The 15,330-nt window shown below is 53.2% G+C and carries 14 protein-coding genes; 10 read left to right on the top strand and 4 right to left on the bottom strand.

The features are described from left to right. Positions 1 to 7: 7 nt before the first annotated feature. The 5 genes from B0B07_RS04865 (at position 8) to B0B07_RS04845 (ending at position 3,560) form a co-directional block, all read left to right on the top strand. Positions 8 to 907 (top strand): NAD(P)-dependent oxidoreductase, encoded by a 900-nt coding sequence (locus B0B07_RS04865; protein WP_076757206.1) that lies wholly within the window; start codon positions 8 to 10, stop codon positions 905 to 907. Positions 908 to 928: 21 nt separating this feature from the next. After that, positions 929 to 1,729 carry a DUF3100 domain-containing protein gene (locus tag B0B07_RS04860; protein ID WP_076757205.1) on the top strand — a complete coding sequence of 267 codons (801 nt, stop codon included), beginning with the start codon at positions 929 to 931 and terminating at the stop codon, positions 1,727 to 1,729. After that, entirely contained in the window at positions 1,729 to 2,181 is a 453-nt protein-coding gene (locus B0B07_RS04855; protein WP_076757204.1) for a hypothetical protein, read from the top strand. Before B0B07_RS04860 ends, B0B07_RS04855 begins: the two co-directional genes overlap by 1 nt. A gap of 145 nt (positions 2,182 to 2,326) precedes the next feature. Then, on the top strand, positions 2,327 to 2,599 hold the full coding sequence (locus B0B07_RS04850; protein WP_076757203.1) for a hypothetical protein: 273 nt from the start codon (positions 2,327 to 2,329) through the stop codon (positions 2,597 to 2,599). Positions 2,600 to 2,720: 121 nt separating this feature from the next. Beyond that, entirely contained in the window at positions 2,721 to 3,560 is an 840-nt protein-coding gene (locus tag B0B07_RS04845; RefSeq protein ID WP_076757202.1) for a hypothetical protein, read from the top strand. A 38-nt stretch (positions 3,561 to 3,598) separates the two neighbouring features. Here the strand turns inward: B0B07_RS04845 and B0B07_RS04840 are convergent, their stop codons facing one another. Further along, complete coding sequence (locus tag B0B07_RS04840; RefSeq protein ID WP_076757201.1) at positions 3,599 to 4,201, bottom strand: TetR/AcrR family transcriptional regulator; 603 nt, start codon at positions 4,199 to 4,201, stop codon at positions 3,599 to 3,601. Between the two features lie 338 nt (positions 4,202 to 4,539). Here B0B07_RS04840 and B0B07_RS04835 point away from each other — a divergent pair, with 338 nt between their 5' ends. Together B0B07_RS04835 and B0B07_RS04830 are read left to right on the top strand one after the other, a co-directional pair. Next, the gene (locus B0B07_RS04835) at positions 4,540 to 5,853 is read left to right on the top strand and encodes an MFS transporter (protein WP_076757200.1); all 1,314 of its coding nucleotides are present in this window, start codon (positions 4,540 to 4,542) and stop codon (positions 5,851 to 5,853) included. A gap of 16 nt (positions 5,854 to 5,869) precedes the next feature. Next, positions 5,870 to 7,858 (top strand): acetoacetate--CoA ligase, encoded by a 1,989-nt coding sequence (locus tag B0B07_RS04830; RefSeq protein WP_076757199.1) that lies wholly within the window; start codon positions 5,870 to 5,872, stop codon positions 7,856 to 7,858. A 184-nt stretch (positions 7,859 to 8,042) separates the two neighbouring features. Here the strand turns inward: B0B07_RS04830 and B0B07_RS04825 are convergent, their stop codons facing one another. After that, the gene (locus B0B07_RS04825; protein ID WP_076757198.1) at positions 8,043 to 8,963 is read right to left on the bottom strand and encodes a LysR family transcriptional regulator; all 921 of its coding nucleotides are present in this window, start codon (positions 8,961 to 8,963) and stop codon (positions 8,043 to 8,045) included. 125 nt (positions 8,964 to 9,088) lie between these two features. Between B0B07_RS04825 and B0B07_RS04820 the strand changes: the two genes are divergently transcribed. The 3 genes from B0B07_RS04820 (at position 9,089) to B0B07_RS04810 (ending at position 12,712) form a co-directional block, all read left to right on the top strand. Further along, positions 9,089 to 10,183 (top strand): NAD/NADP-dependent octopine/nopaline dehydrogenase family protein, encoded by a 1,095-nt coding sequence (locus tag B0B07_RS04820; protein WP_076757197.1) that lies wholly within the window; start codon positions 9,089 to 9,091, stop codon positions 10,181 to 10,183. A 20-nt stretch (positions 10,184 to 10,203) separates the two neighbouring features. After that, positions 10,204 to 11,682 carry a Na+/H+ antiporter NhaC gene (nhaC, locus tag B0B07_RS04815; protein WP_076757519.1) on the top strand — a complete coding sequence of 493 codons (1,479 nt, stop codon included), beginning with the start codon at positions 10,204 to 10,206 and terminating at the stop codon, positions 11,680 to 11,682. Between the two features lie 76 nt (positions 11,683 to 11,758). Beyond that, positions 11,759 to 12,712 carry an AEC family transporter gene (locus tag B0B07_RS04810; protein WP_076757196.1) on the top strand — a complete coding sequence of 318 codons (954 nt, stop codon included), beginning with the start codon at positions 11,759 to 11,761 and terminating at the stop codon, positions 12,710 to 12,712. A gap of 224 nt (positions 12,713 to 12,936) precedes the next feature. Here the strand turns inward: B0B07_RS04810 and brnQ are convergent, their stop codons facing one another. Both brnQ and B0B07_RS04800 read right to left on the bottom strand, forming a co-directional pair. Then, complete coding sequence (gene brnQ, locus B0B07_RS04805) at positions 12,937 to 14,298, bottom strand: branched-chain amino acid transport system II carrier protein (RefSeq protein ID WP_144264289.1); 1,362 nt, start codon at positions 14,296 to 14,298, stop codon at positions 12,937 to 12,939. A gap of 43 nt (positions 14,299 to 14,341) precedes the next feature. Beyond that, complete coding sequence (locus B0B07_RS04800) at positions 14,342 to 15,322, bottom strand: proline dehydrogenase family protein (RefSeq protein WP_076757194.1); 981 nt, start codon at positions 15,320 to 15,322, stop codon at positions 14,342 to 14,344. Between the last annotated feature and the right edge of the window lie 8 nt (positions 15,323 to 15,330).

Here is a 15,330-nt window from a genome sequence, read left to right as displayed (position 1 = left end):
GATGTGCATGGAGCGAATTGGCGTAGTGGGCTGTGGCCTGATGGGGTCAGGACTTGTGAAAAATTTGATCAAACATCAATATCGGGTTTATGTGTTTGACGTTAACAAGGAAGCCGTCAGACGTGCAATTGATATGGGAGCCTCTGTATGCGAGACAATCCCGGATCTCGCTGGAAAGGTCGAATGCATGATCCTTTCCCTTCCAAGTCCGGAGCTCGTGGAACGAACAATGGAAGAGGCTTTCCCGGAGATAAATGAGGGCACAGTTGTCATGGATATGAGTACGAATGACGTAGGGTTAACACGGAAGCTGGCATTGAAAGCAAGTGAACGCAAAGTTAATTTCTTTGATTGTCCGCTCAGCGGCGGGCCGGCCGGGGCCGAATCAGGAACATTGACGGTTATGGTGGGCGGGGACGAAGAAGGACTACCGAACGCCATGCCGGTTTTGAGGGCAATCGGCTCTCATATTGAATACTTAGGAACGAGCGGGGCCGGCCAGATTGCTAAGCTCTGCCATAACATGGTCGTCGGGGGCGTGATCTCGCTGCTCAGCGAAGCCTTTATGACCGGTGAACAGGCAGGCGTGCCAAAAGAAAAGATTGCAGCTGTTCTTCAGAAAGGAACGGGCCAGACACGGGTCATGGATGTATTCGGTCCGAATCTGCTGAAGGAAAGTTTCGCGGAAGTCATTTTTTCTCTCAGCAACATGAGGAAAGACGTTACTCTTTACCGCAGCCTGGCCGAGAGTGTCGGCGTCCCGACTATTTCCAGCGAACCATCCAGACAGCTTCTGGACATCGCTGCCCATTTGAATAATGAACAAAAAGATGTAACAGCTGTTTATGAAATCATTGAACAGTTCACCGGGGGGAAAGAACAGAGACGCCGTCTGTTCAATAAATAGAATTGGAAATGGGGGATGGCCATGAACGAGAACGCCAATCAGGTACACGGCCTTTGGAAAGACTGGCGCCTGCATGTGCTTGTGCTGCTGACCGTCATCATCACAGAAGCCATTGGAACATTCCGGATCCCACTTGGGCCGGGTGTCATTCTCTTGCTGCCGATGCTCTATGCGCTGATTATTGGATTACTGCTCTATTTCACTCCGCTCGTCAAGGAAAAACAGTCCAAAACAGCAGAGCCGATCATCGTGCTGGGCGTTGCGCTCCTCCTGGCAAAAATCGGAGTCATCATTGGCCCCTCTCTGCCAGATGTCATCGCCGCCGGGCCAGCGCTGTTGTTGCAGGAACTCGGAAACTTGGGGACGATCTTCTTAGCATTGCCAGTAGCCATTTGGCTTGGAATGAGACGGGAAGCAATTGGGATGACCCACTCAATCGGCCGAGAGCCAAACGTCGGGCTGATCATGGACAAATACGGCATCAGTTCTCCTGAAGGACGCGGAGTCATGGCCATGTACATCTTCGGAACGGTGTTCGGCGCAGTCTTCCTTGGGTTGCTCTCCGGGTTGCTAGCAACCATCACCCCACTAAGCCCGCTATCATTCGCAATGGCATCAGGCGTGGGGAGCGGAAGCATGATGGCAGCGGCAAGTGGATCTCTGATCGCGGCATTCCCTGAAATGGAAACCCAGATCATCGCTTTTGCAGGAGCAAGTAACCTCCTGTCGCTCTCGACCGGGTTATGGGTAAGCATTTTCATTGGGCTTCCGCTAACCGAAAAACTGTATACCATCATGACCCGGAAAAGGGGAGAACAGTGATGCTGAAAAATATTCAGGAATGGATACTGTTACTCGGTGTGTTTGGCATAATCGCTATCATCGGAAACTGGATCGGCTACGACATTCTACCGGTAAGCGCGTTGCCGGGGATGATTGTCCTTGTCTTAATCTGCCTGTCCGGCTTCATTTTAAGAGACCTCATTCCAATCAACTTCCCTAGCATCGCTTATATCTCCATTATTGGGGTTCTCGTCTCCATGCCATGGATGCCAGGTTCTGAAAAGGTGGTTGAATGGACGAGTCAGGTAGAACTACTAGCCCTGGCCACTCCAATCTTGGCCTACGCCGGGATTGCCATTGGCCGGTCATGGACGGACTTTACTAAGTTAGGGTGGAAAACGATCATCGTGGCAACGTTCGTCATGGTCGGTACGTTTATTGGATCTGCGCTGATAGCGGAAGTGATTCTGAGGGTGCAGGGGATTATTTGAGAGAATGGGTAAGTTATGGGGCCTCCGGAGCGGGTTGCTGCGGGGGTTTTTGTGTGTCGTTTGGAATTTTCATTTCGGCAGAATTGCTTCTATACGGATGTGAAACAGGATCAACATCGATCTGGCAGTCACCGGAAAAACCGCATTGCTCCTCTCGTTTGATGAGCTGAAAGAAGGTGCGGAACTGGATAAAGAATTAGAAGCAGGAATTAAGCGGGCAAATGGAAAAAACCGCACCAAAGGTTTGCGCTGGATCGGATCTACCCGGTTGCATCCTGAAACATTGAACGGTAAAAAGCTGGAGGTCCCGATCCGTAAACTGTTGCTCGCATTTGAAGCCGAACGCGTGCTTAATGCAGACCCCGCAACTCTGAACCCACCTACTATCGTTATTGAACTAAAAGTGCTGATTACATAGGTTAAAAAATCTTAAAAACACACTGATAATGACAACTAAAAATTAGAACCATTGGTTACATTTATGATATTATAAATGGAACCAATATACTTAAAATTATGATTTCTAGAGGTGGGATTGTATGAAGATTACTGAGGCAAGGTATCTCGACAATGGGGAAATTCATAAAATTGCACTTGAACAGATGACAGTTCGTAAATATGAAAATTATTACAAAGGTAAACTATATTGCCCTACACCCGCTTGTACTGCTCGTGTTGCATTCTGTGCTGGCCGTACTCCGTACTATAAAACATGGAATCTGGATAACCATTCAGACAACTGTCTACATAAGTTCGATAGAATACCAAAGCAAATTGGAACCTATTCCGGCGAAGTTTTCATTGTTAATATCAGCAGGAAGCGTCGTAGTGATGCACTGAATGAGGCATTTAGATTATCGCAGATGACAGATGAAGAAATAGAGGAAGCAAAAGCCAGAAGAAAAGCTTCAAGGAGAAACAAACAACAAGAAACAATGAGTAATAAGAAGATAATAAAACCTTCTATACAAACTTCATTGTTTGATGGTGAAGAAGAAGGGAAGTTAAAGATTCGTGGTAAAAATATTATGAAACGAGACGTTGATCGTATTACGCAGAATGACATAGGTAAAATTCGCTTAGTAACTGGCTTTGTAGAGAAAATCGAACTACTTGATAACGTTGCTACTTTTAAGGTGATGAAGAATGGGGTTACAATTAAAGTATTATTCGAAGAAGCCTTCGTTGCCGAACCGGAAAATAAGGCTTATCTTAATAACTTCCATGTTCCTAAGATATATATCAAGAAAAGAGGAGTAGCTATTTTCAATGGTATTGGTGAGATCAGGACAAGGGATGATCATCTTATACTAACGGTATATCATGGAAACGACTTCTATTTTGATGGTCATAATATGCTTAGATTGGGTTTTGTGTAAACCTCAAACCGCTACCGGATTGAAGGGTAGCGGTCTATTTACAATTCACTCCTGAAAAGCCCCTCCAACACCACCCCAAACAGCACGCGTTGCTCATCCTTCAATGAAATTTTCCCCCGGTTCAGACTCCAGTTATAAAGTACTCCGCGCATCGCATGAATGAGCACCGTGACAATGTCATGGGCCGTATAGCCCGGTTTGAATTCTCCGTTGTCGATTCCTTCCTGGCACAGATCCAGCAGGATGCCGTATAGCGGCCGGTCGGGGTTGAGGAAGTAGGAGGAGCGTTCGGTGCTGAGTTCTTGTTCGTAGATGGTGCGGGTGACGTCCCAGCCGATTTCATTTTGGATGTAGGTCATTTGAAGATCGAGGAACTGAGCCAGCCGGTCCATGACCGGTTTTTTTGCGTCCAGCTGGGGGACGAGGTGGTCGACGTAGAACTGGTCGATCTGCTTGAACTGTTCGGCGAAGACTTCATGTTTGCTGGCAAAGTGGTTGTAGAAAGCGCCTTTGGACGTATTTGTTTTCGTGACGATTTCATCGACGGTGACGTTGTTGAACCCGCGTTCATGGAACAGGGCGATGGCGGTCTCGGTGATTTTTCGTTTCGTTTTCTGGCCTCTTTTTAAACGCGCGTCCATATAATCACATCTTTCGGAATAATTTAATTAATTCATTGACAAGCAGACTATGGTCTGTCATTTTATTAGTTACAGACTACGGTCTCTTTATTATTTCGGAATTTGGCAACCTTGTAAAGACTGTTGAAAACGGTTCCATTCCAATGGAGGAGACCGAGCAAAGGGGAGGAGTTGAAGGGAGCGGGACAGGCGGGACAGCCAACATGCCTTTTCAATTAGAAAGGCTAAAGTGCCCTTACTTCCGTTCCTGCAATGCAGGGGAGAAATCAGTATTGCCGATGGGATGCAACAGTCACCGGGATGGGTTAAAAAGAATTCAGAACGAGGGGGAAATCGCATTGAACCAGGCGGAAGTCAATAGAATTGAGAAAAGCACGGTTTCCAAGACGATGAAACGGATTTTGCCGTTTATTCTGCTGCTGTATGTCATTGCTTATCTGGACCGGGTCAATCTGGGGTACGCCGCACTGGAAATGAATGCGGATTTGGCCTTGACCGCCGAAGTGTTCGGTCTGCTGTCCGGCATTTTCTTCATCGGTTATTTCTTCTTTGAAGTTCCGAGCAACATGATCATGAGCAAGGTGGGGGCGAAGCTATGGATCATGCGCATCATGGTCACCTGGGGGATCGTCATCATCCTGACCGGTTTTGCGCAGTCCGCCGCCCATCTGTATATTCTCCGGTTCCTCCTCGGGGTGGCAGAGGCCGGTTTCTTCCCGGGCATCATCCTGTACCTGACGTACTGGTTCCGTTCGTCCGAGCGGGGACGGGCGACGGCCGTGCTTCTCCTGGCCCTGCCGATCGGCGGGATCATCGGCGCGCCTTTATCCACTTGGATCATCGACAATATTGCGTGGGCCGGGATGGAAGGCTGGCGCTGGATGTTCATCCTGGAAGGGATTCCAGCCGTCGTGCTCGGAATCGTCGTCCTGTTCTATTTGACCAACCGGCCGGCGGATGCGAAGTGGCTTACGGATGAGGAGAAGGACTGGCTGGAGGGTGAACTTGCGGCAGAGCAGAAAGTCTCTTCTTCGATCAATAAAGTGTCGAAGCTCGAGATGATCAAGGATCTCCGGGTATGGAAGCTGTCCCTCTTTTACTTTGCCGGATACAGTGCGGTTTACGGATTATCGTTCTGGCTGCCAACGATCATCAAGTCGCTGTCCGTGAGCACCACCACGAATATGGAGATCGGCTGGCTGGCGATGATTCCGTCTCTGGTCGGCATCCCGGCGATTCTGTTCTTCGGCTGGAACGCCGACCGGACGGGGGCACATAAGGCCCATCTGATGTTCGGTTTCCTGATCGCGATCGCCGGGTTCATCGGCTGCGGCCTATCGAGTTCCGTTCTCCCGGTCGTGTTCATGCTGACGATCACTTCCTTCGGACTTTACGGATTCACCGGATGCTTCTTCGCTTATATGACGTTCTTCTTCACGAAAAGCACGGCACCGGTCGGCATTGCGCTTGTGAATTCATTCGCCGCGCTCGGCGGATTTGTCGGGCCGATGATTTTGGGAATGGTGACGCTGCAGCAGGGGATGTTCATCCTTTCCGGCATGCTCGTGGTCGGCGCGATCACGCTGCTGTCGCTTAAACTGGAAAAGAACATCGCTAAAAGAGAAGTGATCAAGGCAAAGGCATTGGTTTAAGAGGAGGTAAGTGGATATGACGGGGAACACACAGGGAAAAGTCATCTGGACGCCGTCAGGAGAGCGGATCGAGAAATCGGTGATGACGGATTATATGGACTGGCTGAAGAAGGAAAAAGGCGTGCAGGCGAAGGATTACACCGAGCTGTGGAAGTGGTCGGTGGACGAGCTCGAACCATTCTGGGAAAGCATCTGGCAGTATTGCGGAGTGGCCGGCAATCGGTCTTATTCGAACGTCCTGCAGGGGGACTCCATGATCGGGGCGAAGTGGTTTTCCGGTGCCACGCTGAACTTCACCGAGAACATCTTCTCGGAGCGGAACCCGGGCCAGACGGCGCTTTACTTCCGTTCGGAATCAACGCCGACCCGTTCGATCAGCTGGGGCGAACTGGAGAAACAGGTCGCCTCTGTCGCGAAAAAGCTGAAGGACATGGGTGTGAAGGCCGGAGACCGGGTGGCCGCCTATCTGCCGAATATCCCGGAGGCGGCGATTGCCTTTCTGGCGACGGCCAGCGTCGGTGCCGTCTGGTCCATCTGCTCGCCTGATTTCGGATCGAAGAGCGTCATCACCCGGTTCGGTCAGATTGAACCCGTCGTGTTCATCGCGGTGGACGGATATTCCTATAACGGGAAGACATTCGACAAGCGGAGCGATGTGGAAGAGATCCGGAAACAATTGCCGACTGTGAAGCAGGCCGTATTCGTCCCGTACATCGGGGAAGGAGTCCCGGAATCCTACATGGCCTGGGAGGAGCTGCTTGAAGAGGACGTCCCGCTTGCTGCCGAACCGATGCCGTTCGACCATCCGCTTTGGATCGTCTATTCTTCCGGCACGACCGGCCTTCCGAAGCCGATCGTCCATAGCCACGGAGGCATCGTGCTGGAGCATAAGAAATTGATGGCAATCCAGCATGATCTGGGACCTGACGATGTCGTCTTCTGGTTCTCCTCGACCGGCTGGATCATGTGGAACCTGCTGATCGGGAGCTGGCTGGCCTGCCCGACCATCGTCCTGTATGACGGCAGCCCGTCGTCTCCGGACTGGGGCATCCTCTGGGAACTCGCCGAAGAAACGGGCATCACCTTCTTCGGGACGAGCGCACCGTTTATCGCCGCCTCCGCGAAAATCGACGCCCGACCGAAGGAAAAGTATGATCTTCACAAGCTCAGATCGGTATTTTCCACTGGTGCACCTCTGACGGCAGACGGCTACGAGTGGATCTACGAACACGTGAAATCGGATGTGTGGCTCGTCTCGGTCAGCGGCGGAACAGACATCAGTGCCGCGTTCGTGGGCGGCGTCCCGATCGAGCCGGTGCGCATCGGGGAGATCCAGGGGAGGTCACTCGGCGTGGCGGCGGATGCGTTTGATGAAGAGGGGAATTCCCTGATAGACGAAGTGGGCGAACTCGTCGTGACGAAGCCGATGCCGAGCATGCCGCTCTATTTCTGGGGAGACGAAGGAAACGAGCGGTACCACGAAAGCTACTTCGATCACTACCCGGGCATCTGGAAACACGGCGACTGGATCAAGATCGACGGAGAAGGAAGATGCATCATTTACGGCCGGTCCGACTCCACCATCAACCGATCCGGCGTCCGGATGGGTACGAGCGACCTGTACCGGGTCATCGCCGGCGTCGATGAAGTGTTCGACAGCCTCGTCATCGATCTGGAAGTCATCGGGAAAAGTGCATCCCTGCTGCTGTTCGTCGTTTTGAAAGAAGGAGCAGAACTGAACGAGGACCTGGAAGCGCGGATCAAGCAGGAAATCCGGGAGCAGCTGTCCCCGCGATTTGCCCCGGACCGGATCTACCAAGTTGAAGACATCCCCAAAACGCTGAACGGGAAAAAGTTGGAGGTCCCCATCCGGAAGCTGCTGCTTGGATTTGAGGCAGAACGCGTGATTAACGCAGACTCCATGAGCAACCCGGAGTCCTTGCCATTCTTCCTGGAACTGGCGAAGGAGTTGGAAGCGGAGCGGACGGAGAAGTTGTTTTCGTGAGGGAATGAGTCCTTTTTCATTAATAAAAGTTAATCCGAATGCTTCAGCACACGTTTTAAGGAGTCCAACCAAATCACCAGCAGATAACAGCTCGGGATCCTTCCATATATTAAAGCACCCCTGCCCAGCCAATTGGCTGAGCAGGGGTTTCTCTTTGATTGAATTTAGAAGGAACTGTGCAAAGTCACCGAATGGCCGATGTGGTGCTCTGCTTCAGTTCGGCAATCACTTCTTCGGTGACTTCGAGGAAACGTTTGGCGGCTTCCTGCCTGGCGCCGTTTTTCAGCGTGACCAGGTTTAGCTTTGAGCTGACGGATGGGCTGTCGATCCGCGCAAGCGGTGGCAGGTCAACTCCGTGAATATGGAGCAGGAGGGCGGGGACAAACGCAACGCCCAGGCCTTTCTTCACCATTTCCAGCATAGGGAAAGTTTCCGCGCCCCAATAGATGATCGATGGTTCGAACTCCTGCTCGCTGCATTCCTCCATTATATAGTCGGCGATTCCGAGTCCAATCGAGGTGTAGGGCATGAGGAAGTCATCGTGCTGCAGCTCATGCAGGTTGACCTGGTCTCTTCCGCTGAGCGGGTGGCCCGGCGGGAGGGCGGCGTATACCGGACCGGTCAGGAGGGCGGTCAGATTCAGGTCGGCTCTGTCAAATGTATTGCCGATCAGCCCGATGTCCATCCGGTGCTGCCGGAGCTGATCGAGAATATAGGCGGTGTTTCCTTCCATCACCCGGACCGTGATCCGGTAATCCCGGTCGCGCAGCCGCTTTACGACTTCCGGGATGATGGTGAGGTTGGCGATTGTCGAGCAGCCGACGGTCACTTCTCCGCGTTTGCCCATGATCCGCTCCTTCATCTCTACCTGGAGGGCATCCGCCGAAAAGAGCAGTTCCTTGCTCCGCTTGTAGAAGTATTGACCGGTTTCATTTAAGATCAGGCGGTTTCCCTGTCTGAAAAAGAGCGGTACCCCGAGTTCTTCTTCCAGTTTTCGGATCGAGATGCTGAGGGGCGGCTGGGTCATGTTCAGGGAGACGGCTGCTTTGGAAACCGACCCCTCCTCGACCACACGGACGAAATATCGTACTTTTTCCAGATCCAATCGCAATCCCCCCTTCTATATACGAGATGTATAGTGACTAGTTTAATTATATATTTTACATGTAGTATAGGCTCCTATAATATTAAGAAAAATTGTTCAAGTCAAATTAATAAGGGGAGTTATCCATGAATGTGAAAGCGGTTGCGATATTGGGAGCAGGCAACGGGGGCATCACCGCAGCGGGGGATCTGTCCGGCCGGGGCTTTGATGTCCGGCTGTATGAAACGCCTCAATTCGCCTCGAATCTGGATGGAATCCGGGAAAAAGGCGGTGTCCTTCTGAAGACGCTTGAGGGGGAGTCCTTCCATCCCGTCTCAGTCGTGACGACCGATCTGAAAGAGGCGGTGTCCGGCGCAGAGGTGGTCATGCTGACGGTTCCGGGTTTTGCGATTGAGTCATTCGCCGAGCTGCTGGCGCCTTTATTGACCGAAGATCAGGTCGTTTTCCTGAACGGAGCGGCGGCAATGGGCTGTGTTCGATTCGTAAGACGCGCACGGGAACTGGGAATTGAGACCCGCATCAAAATCGGCGAGACGAATTCCCTGACTTATGGAACCCGGGCATTCCCGGAAGAGGCGGTTGCGGAGATGTCCCTCCGGGTTAAAAAGCTGTTCTTTTCTGCTTATCCGGCAGAGGACACAGGTGCTTTGCTAGAGATCTGTTCCCAGTTGTACGACTGCCTCGTCCCTGCGGAGAACATCTGGCAGACGACGCTGGAGAACGGGAATCCGGAAGTCCATCCCGGGCCGAGCCTGCTGAATGCGGGGCGGATCGACTATTCCGGGGGTGAGTTCTGGCTCTACAGGGAGGGCATCACGGAACATACGGTGAATGTGCTCCGTGCCATCGAGCAGGAGCGGCTCGCCCTCGGCAAAGCGTTCGGGCTGAAGGTCGAGGGAGCGGTGGAAGCCCGGTACAACCGGGGTTATTTTGATAATGACCGGGAAGACCTGCAGACACTATTCAATAAAAGCGAAGTGTTCACGCAGATCAAAGGTCCGGTCAGCGTCACGGGCCGTTACTTTACTGAAGACATTTCGAGCGGTCTCGTATTGTGGTCGGATCTTGGCAAGGCGTCAGGTGTCCCGACGCCGAACATCGATGCAGTCATCACATTGGGCGGAACGTTGCTGAAACGCAATTTTTATGAAGAAGGGCTCACTCTGAAAAAGCTCGGGTTTGACGGACTGACGGTCAACGAGATGATTTCAGAAGTTTGATGGAGGGGGAGCGGGAACTGATGCGCACTAAACGCAGACCGACAATTTGGGAAGCCGTTTCATGCTTGCTCGTGATGGGGGCCGTCATAGGCGTGGGGTTTGGCGTCTACGGCATTGGCATACAGATTTTGCTTTTGGTATCGGCGGCCTACGCGGCGTTCATCGGCTGGCGCGTCGGGCTCAGCTGGGATGAAATGGAACGGGGGATCGCCGTCCGCCTCGGCAATGTCATGCCGGCAGTCTTCATTCTTTTTGCAGTCGGGATTGTCATCGGCAGCTGGATCTTCTCGGGCACTGTGCCGATGCTGATCTACTTCGGGCTGAAGGTCATCAATCCGTCCTTCTTCCTCGTGACCGCGTTCATCATCGTGGCGGTCGTCTCAACGGCCACCGGCACTGCATGGGGATCGACAGCCACTGCAGGCGTCGCGCTGATGGGCGTTGCGGCACAACTCGGCATCCCGCTTGGCATGGCGGCCGGCGCCGTCATTGCCGGCGGTGTGTTCGGCGATAAAATGTCCCCTCTGTCGGATACGACCAATCTGGCGCCGCTCGTCTGCCGCGTGAACTTGTTCGACCATATCCGCCACATGCTCTATACGACCGTTCCGGCGTCACTCGTGGGAATCATTGTTTACCTGGTAGTGGGCATGAAGCTGTATGGCGGACAGGAGGCGGATGCTTCTGGGATACAGGCGATTCTGAGCCAGCTGGACAGCATCTTCAACTGGAATCTCTTCATGTGTCTGCCGTTCATCATCATCATCTGGGGAGCGCTGAAGCGGAAGCCGACTGTGCCGATCATGTTGCTTTCGGCTGTTGTTGCGGTCATCGTCGGAGTGTTTTCGAATGGATTCAACCTTGTGGATGGCATGCAGTCCATGGTAAACGGATTTAACCTGTCGATGGTACAGGCCTCGGGCTTTGATCCATCCGCCATTTCCGATACGGTGTCGAATCTGCTCGTCCGCGGAGGGATTTTCTCCATGACGACAATTGCCGTCACAATCATCTGCGGTTACACATTCGCGGGGATCATGGAGGTTTCCGGCTGTCTGGATGTGATCCTTGAGGCGTTCCTGGGCAAAGTCCAGAAAACATGGCAGCTCATCGGTGCAACCATTGCAGGCAGCCTCGCACTTGTGTTCACTGCAGGGGTCGCGTCGATCTCGATCATCATGATCGGCACCCTGTTTAAGGATGCGTATACGAAGATGGGGCTCAGCCGCCTGAACCTGTCCAGGACATTGGAAGACTCGGGAACGATGATTCTCCCGTTCGTTCCGTGGGGGGTCTCCGGGATCTTCTATCTGGAAGTCCTCGGTGTCGGCCCCGGTGACTATTGGATGTGGGCGGTCTCCTGTTATCTGTGCATCGTCTTTGCGATGCTCCTGGCCTTCACCGGAATCGGAATCAAAAAAGCGGATCCGGAAGAGCAGGCAGGCACGGAAGAGAACAAAGGGGAACCCGCGAATCTCGCCGTTCAAAAAACGGTCTGACTTTGGCTGGCGCATATGAAGACGGGCACCGCGTGTGAAGCGCGGTGCTTTATGATGGGGGGAATGCAATGTGACGATGGGCCTCGTCTTCCACTCAATCGGGGTCATCACGTTGATGATCGGAATCGGAGTGATCCTGAGCAGGACGTTCAACTTTAATGAAGATACGAGAAACGCTTTTATCAGCCTGATCACGAATGTCGGGATGCCTTGCATCATCCTGTCGAGTATTTTTCAGGTGGACATCGGTGGAGACCTGTTCGGGCAGATCATTTTCGTATTCCTCGTGTCCATCGCCATCAACCTGGCCGGCATCGGGTTGGGCTATCTGTTTGCGGTTCTATTTCATAAAAAGGTGAACCGGGCAAAGGAACTCGCAATTCTATCGGGGCTCGGCAACACCGGATTCATCGGCATCCCGCTGTGTGCGGTGCTGCTCGGGCCGGAAGGGGCACTATACGCCGCCATGTTTGATGCGGGTGTTGATTTCACCATCTGGACGGTCGGCGCCCTGTTGCTGCAGCAGAAAAAACAGGTCGGCCTCGGCATGCTCCGGACCATGCTGAACGTGCCGATCTTGTCCATCGTGATCGGGCTGACCCTGGCGTTCTTCAACCTTCGGCCGCCTTATCTGCTCACAGACCTGTTCGACCGGCTCGCGGCAATTGCCGCACCGCTTGCGATGTTTTACATCGGCATCATGATCATGAGCCTGCTTCGACAGCCATCCGCCGCCGGCCGGCTTGCGGGGACCCGAAATACGCTCTGGCTCCCGGTGACCGTCAAACTCGTTCTGTTGCCTGTGCTCGCGGTCCTGGTCGGAATCGGCCTGTCCGTGGATCGATTGATGCTGCAGATATTGCTGATCCAGGCGGCCATGCCGACCCTGACGCTATCGTCGATCTTATTTGCCAAGTATTCGGCGGACGAAGAGATGGGGGCGTTCGTCACCATCTGCTCGACGGCCGCCGCACTCCTCACCATCCCGGGCATGATTTATCTGATGAACCTTTGGGTGGCCGGGGGGTGAATCAGCGCTGCATCAGGTTGGTAGGGACTCAAAGGCAATAGGTAGGGACTCGGGAGTGAGTGGTAGGGACTCAAAGGCAATAGGTAGCGACTCGAGGACGATTGGTAGCGACTCACCAGTGAAAGGTGGGACTCGCGGTCGATAGGTAGTGACTCGTACACCCTCGGCAATAAAATGAACACCCCTGTGCAGCGAGTCCGCCGCACAGGGGTGTTTTCAATCCATCAGTTCACCGGAATCTTCCCGGCCGACGATGCGATGAGTTCTTCCTCTTCCTTCCGGCTCTTCGCAACGGCCAGTCCGATCAGGAAGCCGATGGCGCCCGTCATGATCCAGCCTGCGCCGTTCTGGAACAGGGGGATGAAACCGAATGCGTTGTTGATGGCATCCGGGGCAATGTTTGCGTCTTTCAATGCATCCAATACCGCCACGATCCCGACGCCGATCATTGTGCTGACGTAGACGGATCGGTGGCCCTTGAACAGGTTGTTCGCAAAGATGAGGACGATCAGGGCGATGGCCAATGGATAAAGCAGCAGCAGGATCGGGGAAGCGAGTTCCAGAATCTTCGTCAGGCCGAAGTTGGTGATCGTCAATCCGACCGCCGCGAAGATGATCAGCCATTTCTTGTAGGAAACGGATGGAAGGATCCGTTCGAAGTATTCCGCCACCGCAGACAGGCAGGCCACGTTCGTCGTGATACCGGTCAGCACGATGACGGTTCCGATGATGAAGATCCCGACTTGGCCGAAGAGGGCGACCGCACTTTGTGCCAGCACTTCACCGCCGTTTTCCTTGGCGCCGATCTGGTCGAGGCTCGTTGCCCCGATCCACGCCATGGACACCTGCAGCAGGACCAGGCCGATGACCGTGATGACGCCGGCCTGGATGAACACTTTGGAGACTTCCTTGCTCGACTGGATGCCGAGCGCGGCGATCGATTTGATGAAGATCCCGCCGAAGACGAAGGCCGCCAGGACGTCCATTGTGTAGTAGCCCTGTGTAAACCCTTTCAAAAATGCACCGCTGGCGGTGACATAGTCTCCGGTCGGTACGCCGAATCCGCCCATCGGCGTGATCAGGGACTTGACGATCAGGAGAAGGAGCAACATTCCAAAGATCGGGGTGATGATTTTCCCGAGCCGGTCGACAAATTTGGTGGTGTTCCATGAGAGGATCACTGTCAATACGATGAACACGGCCGAGAAGGCGAACAGGATGGCCCCGGTTTTGGCGGTGTCTCCGAGCAATGGATGAATGGAGATTTCATACACGACCGAAGTGGTCCGCGGAATGACGTAGATCGGTCCCAGTGTCAGGAACAGCAACACGGAAAAGACGACCGCAAAGACCGGGTGGACCCGTCCTGCCAGTTTCTCCACCGTTCCTCCGCCACGTGTCAGCCCTATGATGGCCAGAAGCACAAGCCCCACACCCGTCAGCAAGAAACCGCCCATGGCGATCCAGGTGTTCGTGCCTGCCTGCTGGCCAACCATAGGGGCAAAGATGACATTGCCGGCACCCAAAAACATCGCAAACAGCATGAAGCCGATGGCAAAGATCTGGCCCGTTTTCACTTGTTGCATCTTCATACCCCCTATTGGTTGTCAGTTTATATGAAAGAGCGGGTCAGCGTCTTGTTCTCTTGCTGATTCTGCCGAGCAAGAAGGCGCCGACGCCCAATCCGATCATGGTATTCGTTTTCTTGTTGAATGTCTGTTTCACGATGAGGTTCAAGTTCTGCGGGCGTTCCGCGAGACGGCGCATGAAGTAGCCGTACCAGTCGATGCCGAACGGTACGTATGTACAGAAATTGTAGCCTTCTTTCGTGAGTTCGAGCTGCATGTCGGTCCGGAAACCGTACAGCATCTGGAATTCAAATTTATCATTCGGGATTCCGTGTTCGCTCACGAATTTCTTCACGTGATTGATGACGTGGTGGTCGTGGGTGGCAATCGACGTGAACGGACCATTCAGCAGGTGATATTCGATCAGCTTGATGTAGTTCGCATCGATCGCTTCCTTCGTCTGGTATGCCAAGTGTTCGGGTTCTTTGTAGGCGCCTTTCACGATGCGGAGACGGTAGTCTTTAAATTTCTCGATATCCTCCTCCGCGCGGAAGAAGTACGCCTGGATGACAGTGCCGACATTATCGTAATCACCGTGAAGTTCTTCCAGGAGATCGAACGACGGCTGGAGGTGGGAGTAGTCCTCCATATCGAAGTTGACAAAAATGCCGTATTCATGGGCTGCCGCGACGATTTCACGCAAGTTTTCGCGGCAGAAATCAACGTCCACATCGAGGCCGAGCTGGGTCGGTTTCAGTGAGATGTGTGCGTCCAGCTTGTGCTGGTGGATCGCTTCGACCACGGCAAGGATTTGTTCCTTCGCCTGCAGGGCCTCTTCTTTTTCAAAGACGAATTCGCCCAGGTTGTCGATCGTGGCAGAGATGCCGTTCGCGTTCAGTTTGCGGATGCTGTCCACCATTTCGTCGATCGTCGTGCCCGCGACGACGGATTGTGCCCCGAGTTTCAGGCCCCATCGTTTGGCGGCTCCGTTCAGCATCCTGTTTTGGGACAACATGATAAAGAAATCTTTTGCTACACTCATTTTTCCTG

It is taken from the genome of Edaphobacillus lindanitolerans (genome assembly GCF_900156305.1).
In the GTDB taxonomy this organism is placed as follows: Bacteria; Bacillota; Bacilli; order Bacillales_A; family Planococcaceae; genus Bhargavaea; species Bhargavaea lindanitolerans.
Note: the sequence above shows the minus strand (reverse complement) of the source record. Positions and strands in the feature narration are given on the sequence as shown.

Bases quoted from the DNA above. Each gene is read 5' to 3' on its own strand.
- B0B07_RS04855 (WP_076757204.1), top strand. From the start codon at position 1,729: ATGCTGAAAAATATTCAGGAATGGATACTGTTACTCGGTGTGTTTGGC.
- B0B07_RS04820 (WP_076757197.1), top strand. From the start codon at position 9,089: ATGAATGTGAAAGCGGTTGCGATATTGGGAGCAGGCAACGGGGGCATC.
- B0B07_RS04800 (WP_076757194.1), bottom strand. From the start codon at position 15,322: ATGAGTGTAGCAAAAGATTTCTTTATCATGTTGTCCCAAAACAGGATG.
- B0B07_RS04830 (WP_076757199.1), top strand. From the start codon at position 5,870: ATGACGGGGAACACACAGGGAAAAGTCATCTGGACGCCGTCAGGAGAG.
- B0B07_RS04810 (WP_076757196.1), top strand. From the start codon at position 11,759: ATGGGCCTCGTCTTCCACTCAATCGGGGTCATCACGTTGATGATCGGA.
- brnQ (WP_144264289.1), bottom strand. From the start codon at position 14,298: ATGCAACAAGTGAAAACGGGCCAGATCTTTGCCATCGGCTTCATGCTG.
- B0B07_RS04860 (WP_076757205.1), top strand. From the start codon at position 929: ATGAACGAGAACGCCAATCAGGTACACGGCCTTTGGAAAGACTGGCGC.
- B0B07_RS04865 (WP_076757206.1), top strand. From the start codon at position 8: ATGGAGCGAATTGGCGTAGTGGGCTGTGGCCTGATGGGGTCAGGACTT.
- B0B07_RS04840 (WP_076757201.1), bottom strand. From the start codon at position 4,201: ATGGACGCGCGTTTAAAAAGAGGCCAGAAAACGAAACGAAAAATCACC.
- B0B07_RS04845 (WP_076757202.1), top strand. From the start codon at position 2,721: ATGAAGATTACTGAGGCAAGGTATCTCGACAATGGGGAAATTCATAAA.
- nhaC (WP_076757519.1), top strand. From the start codon at position 10,204: ATGCGCACTAAACGCAGACCGACAATTTGGGAAGCCGTTTCATGCTTG.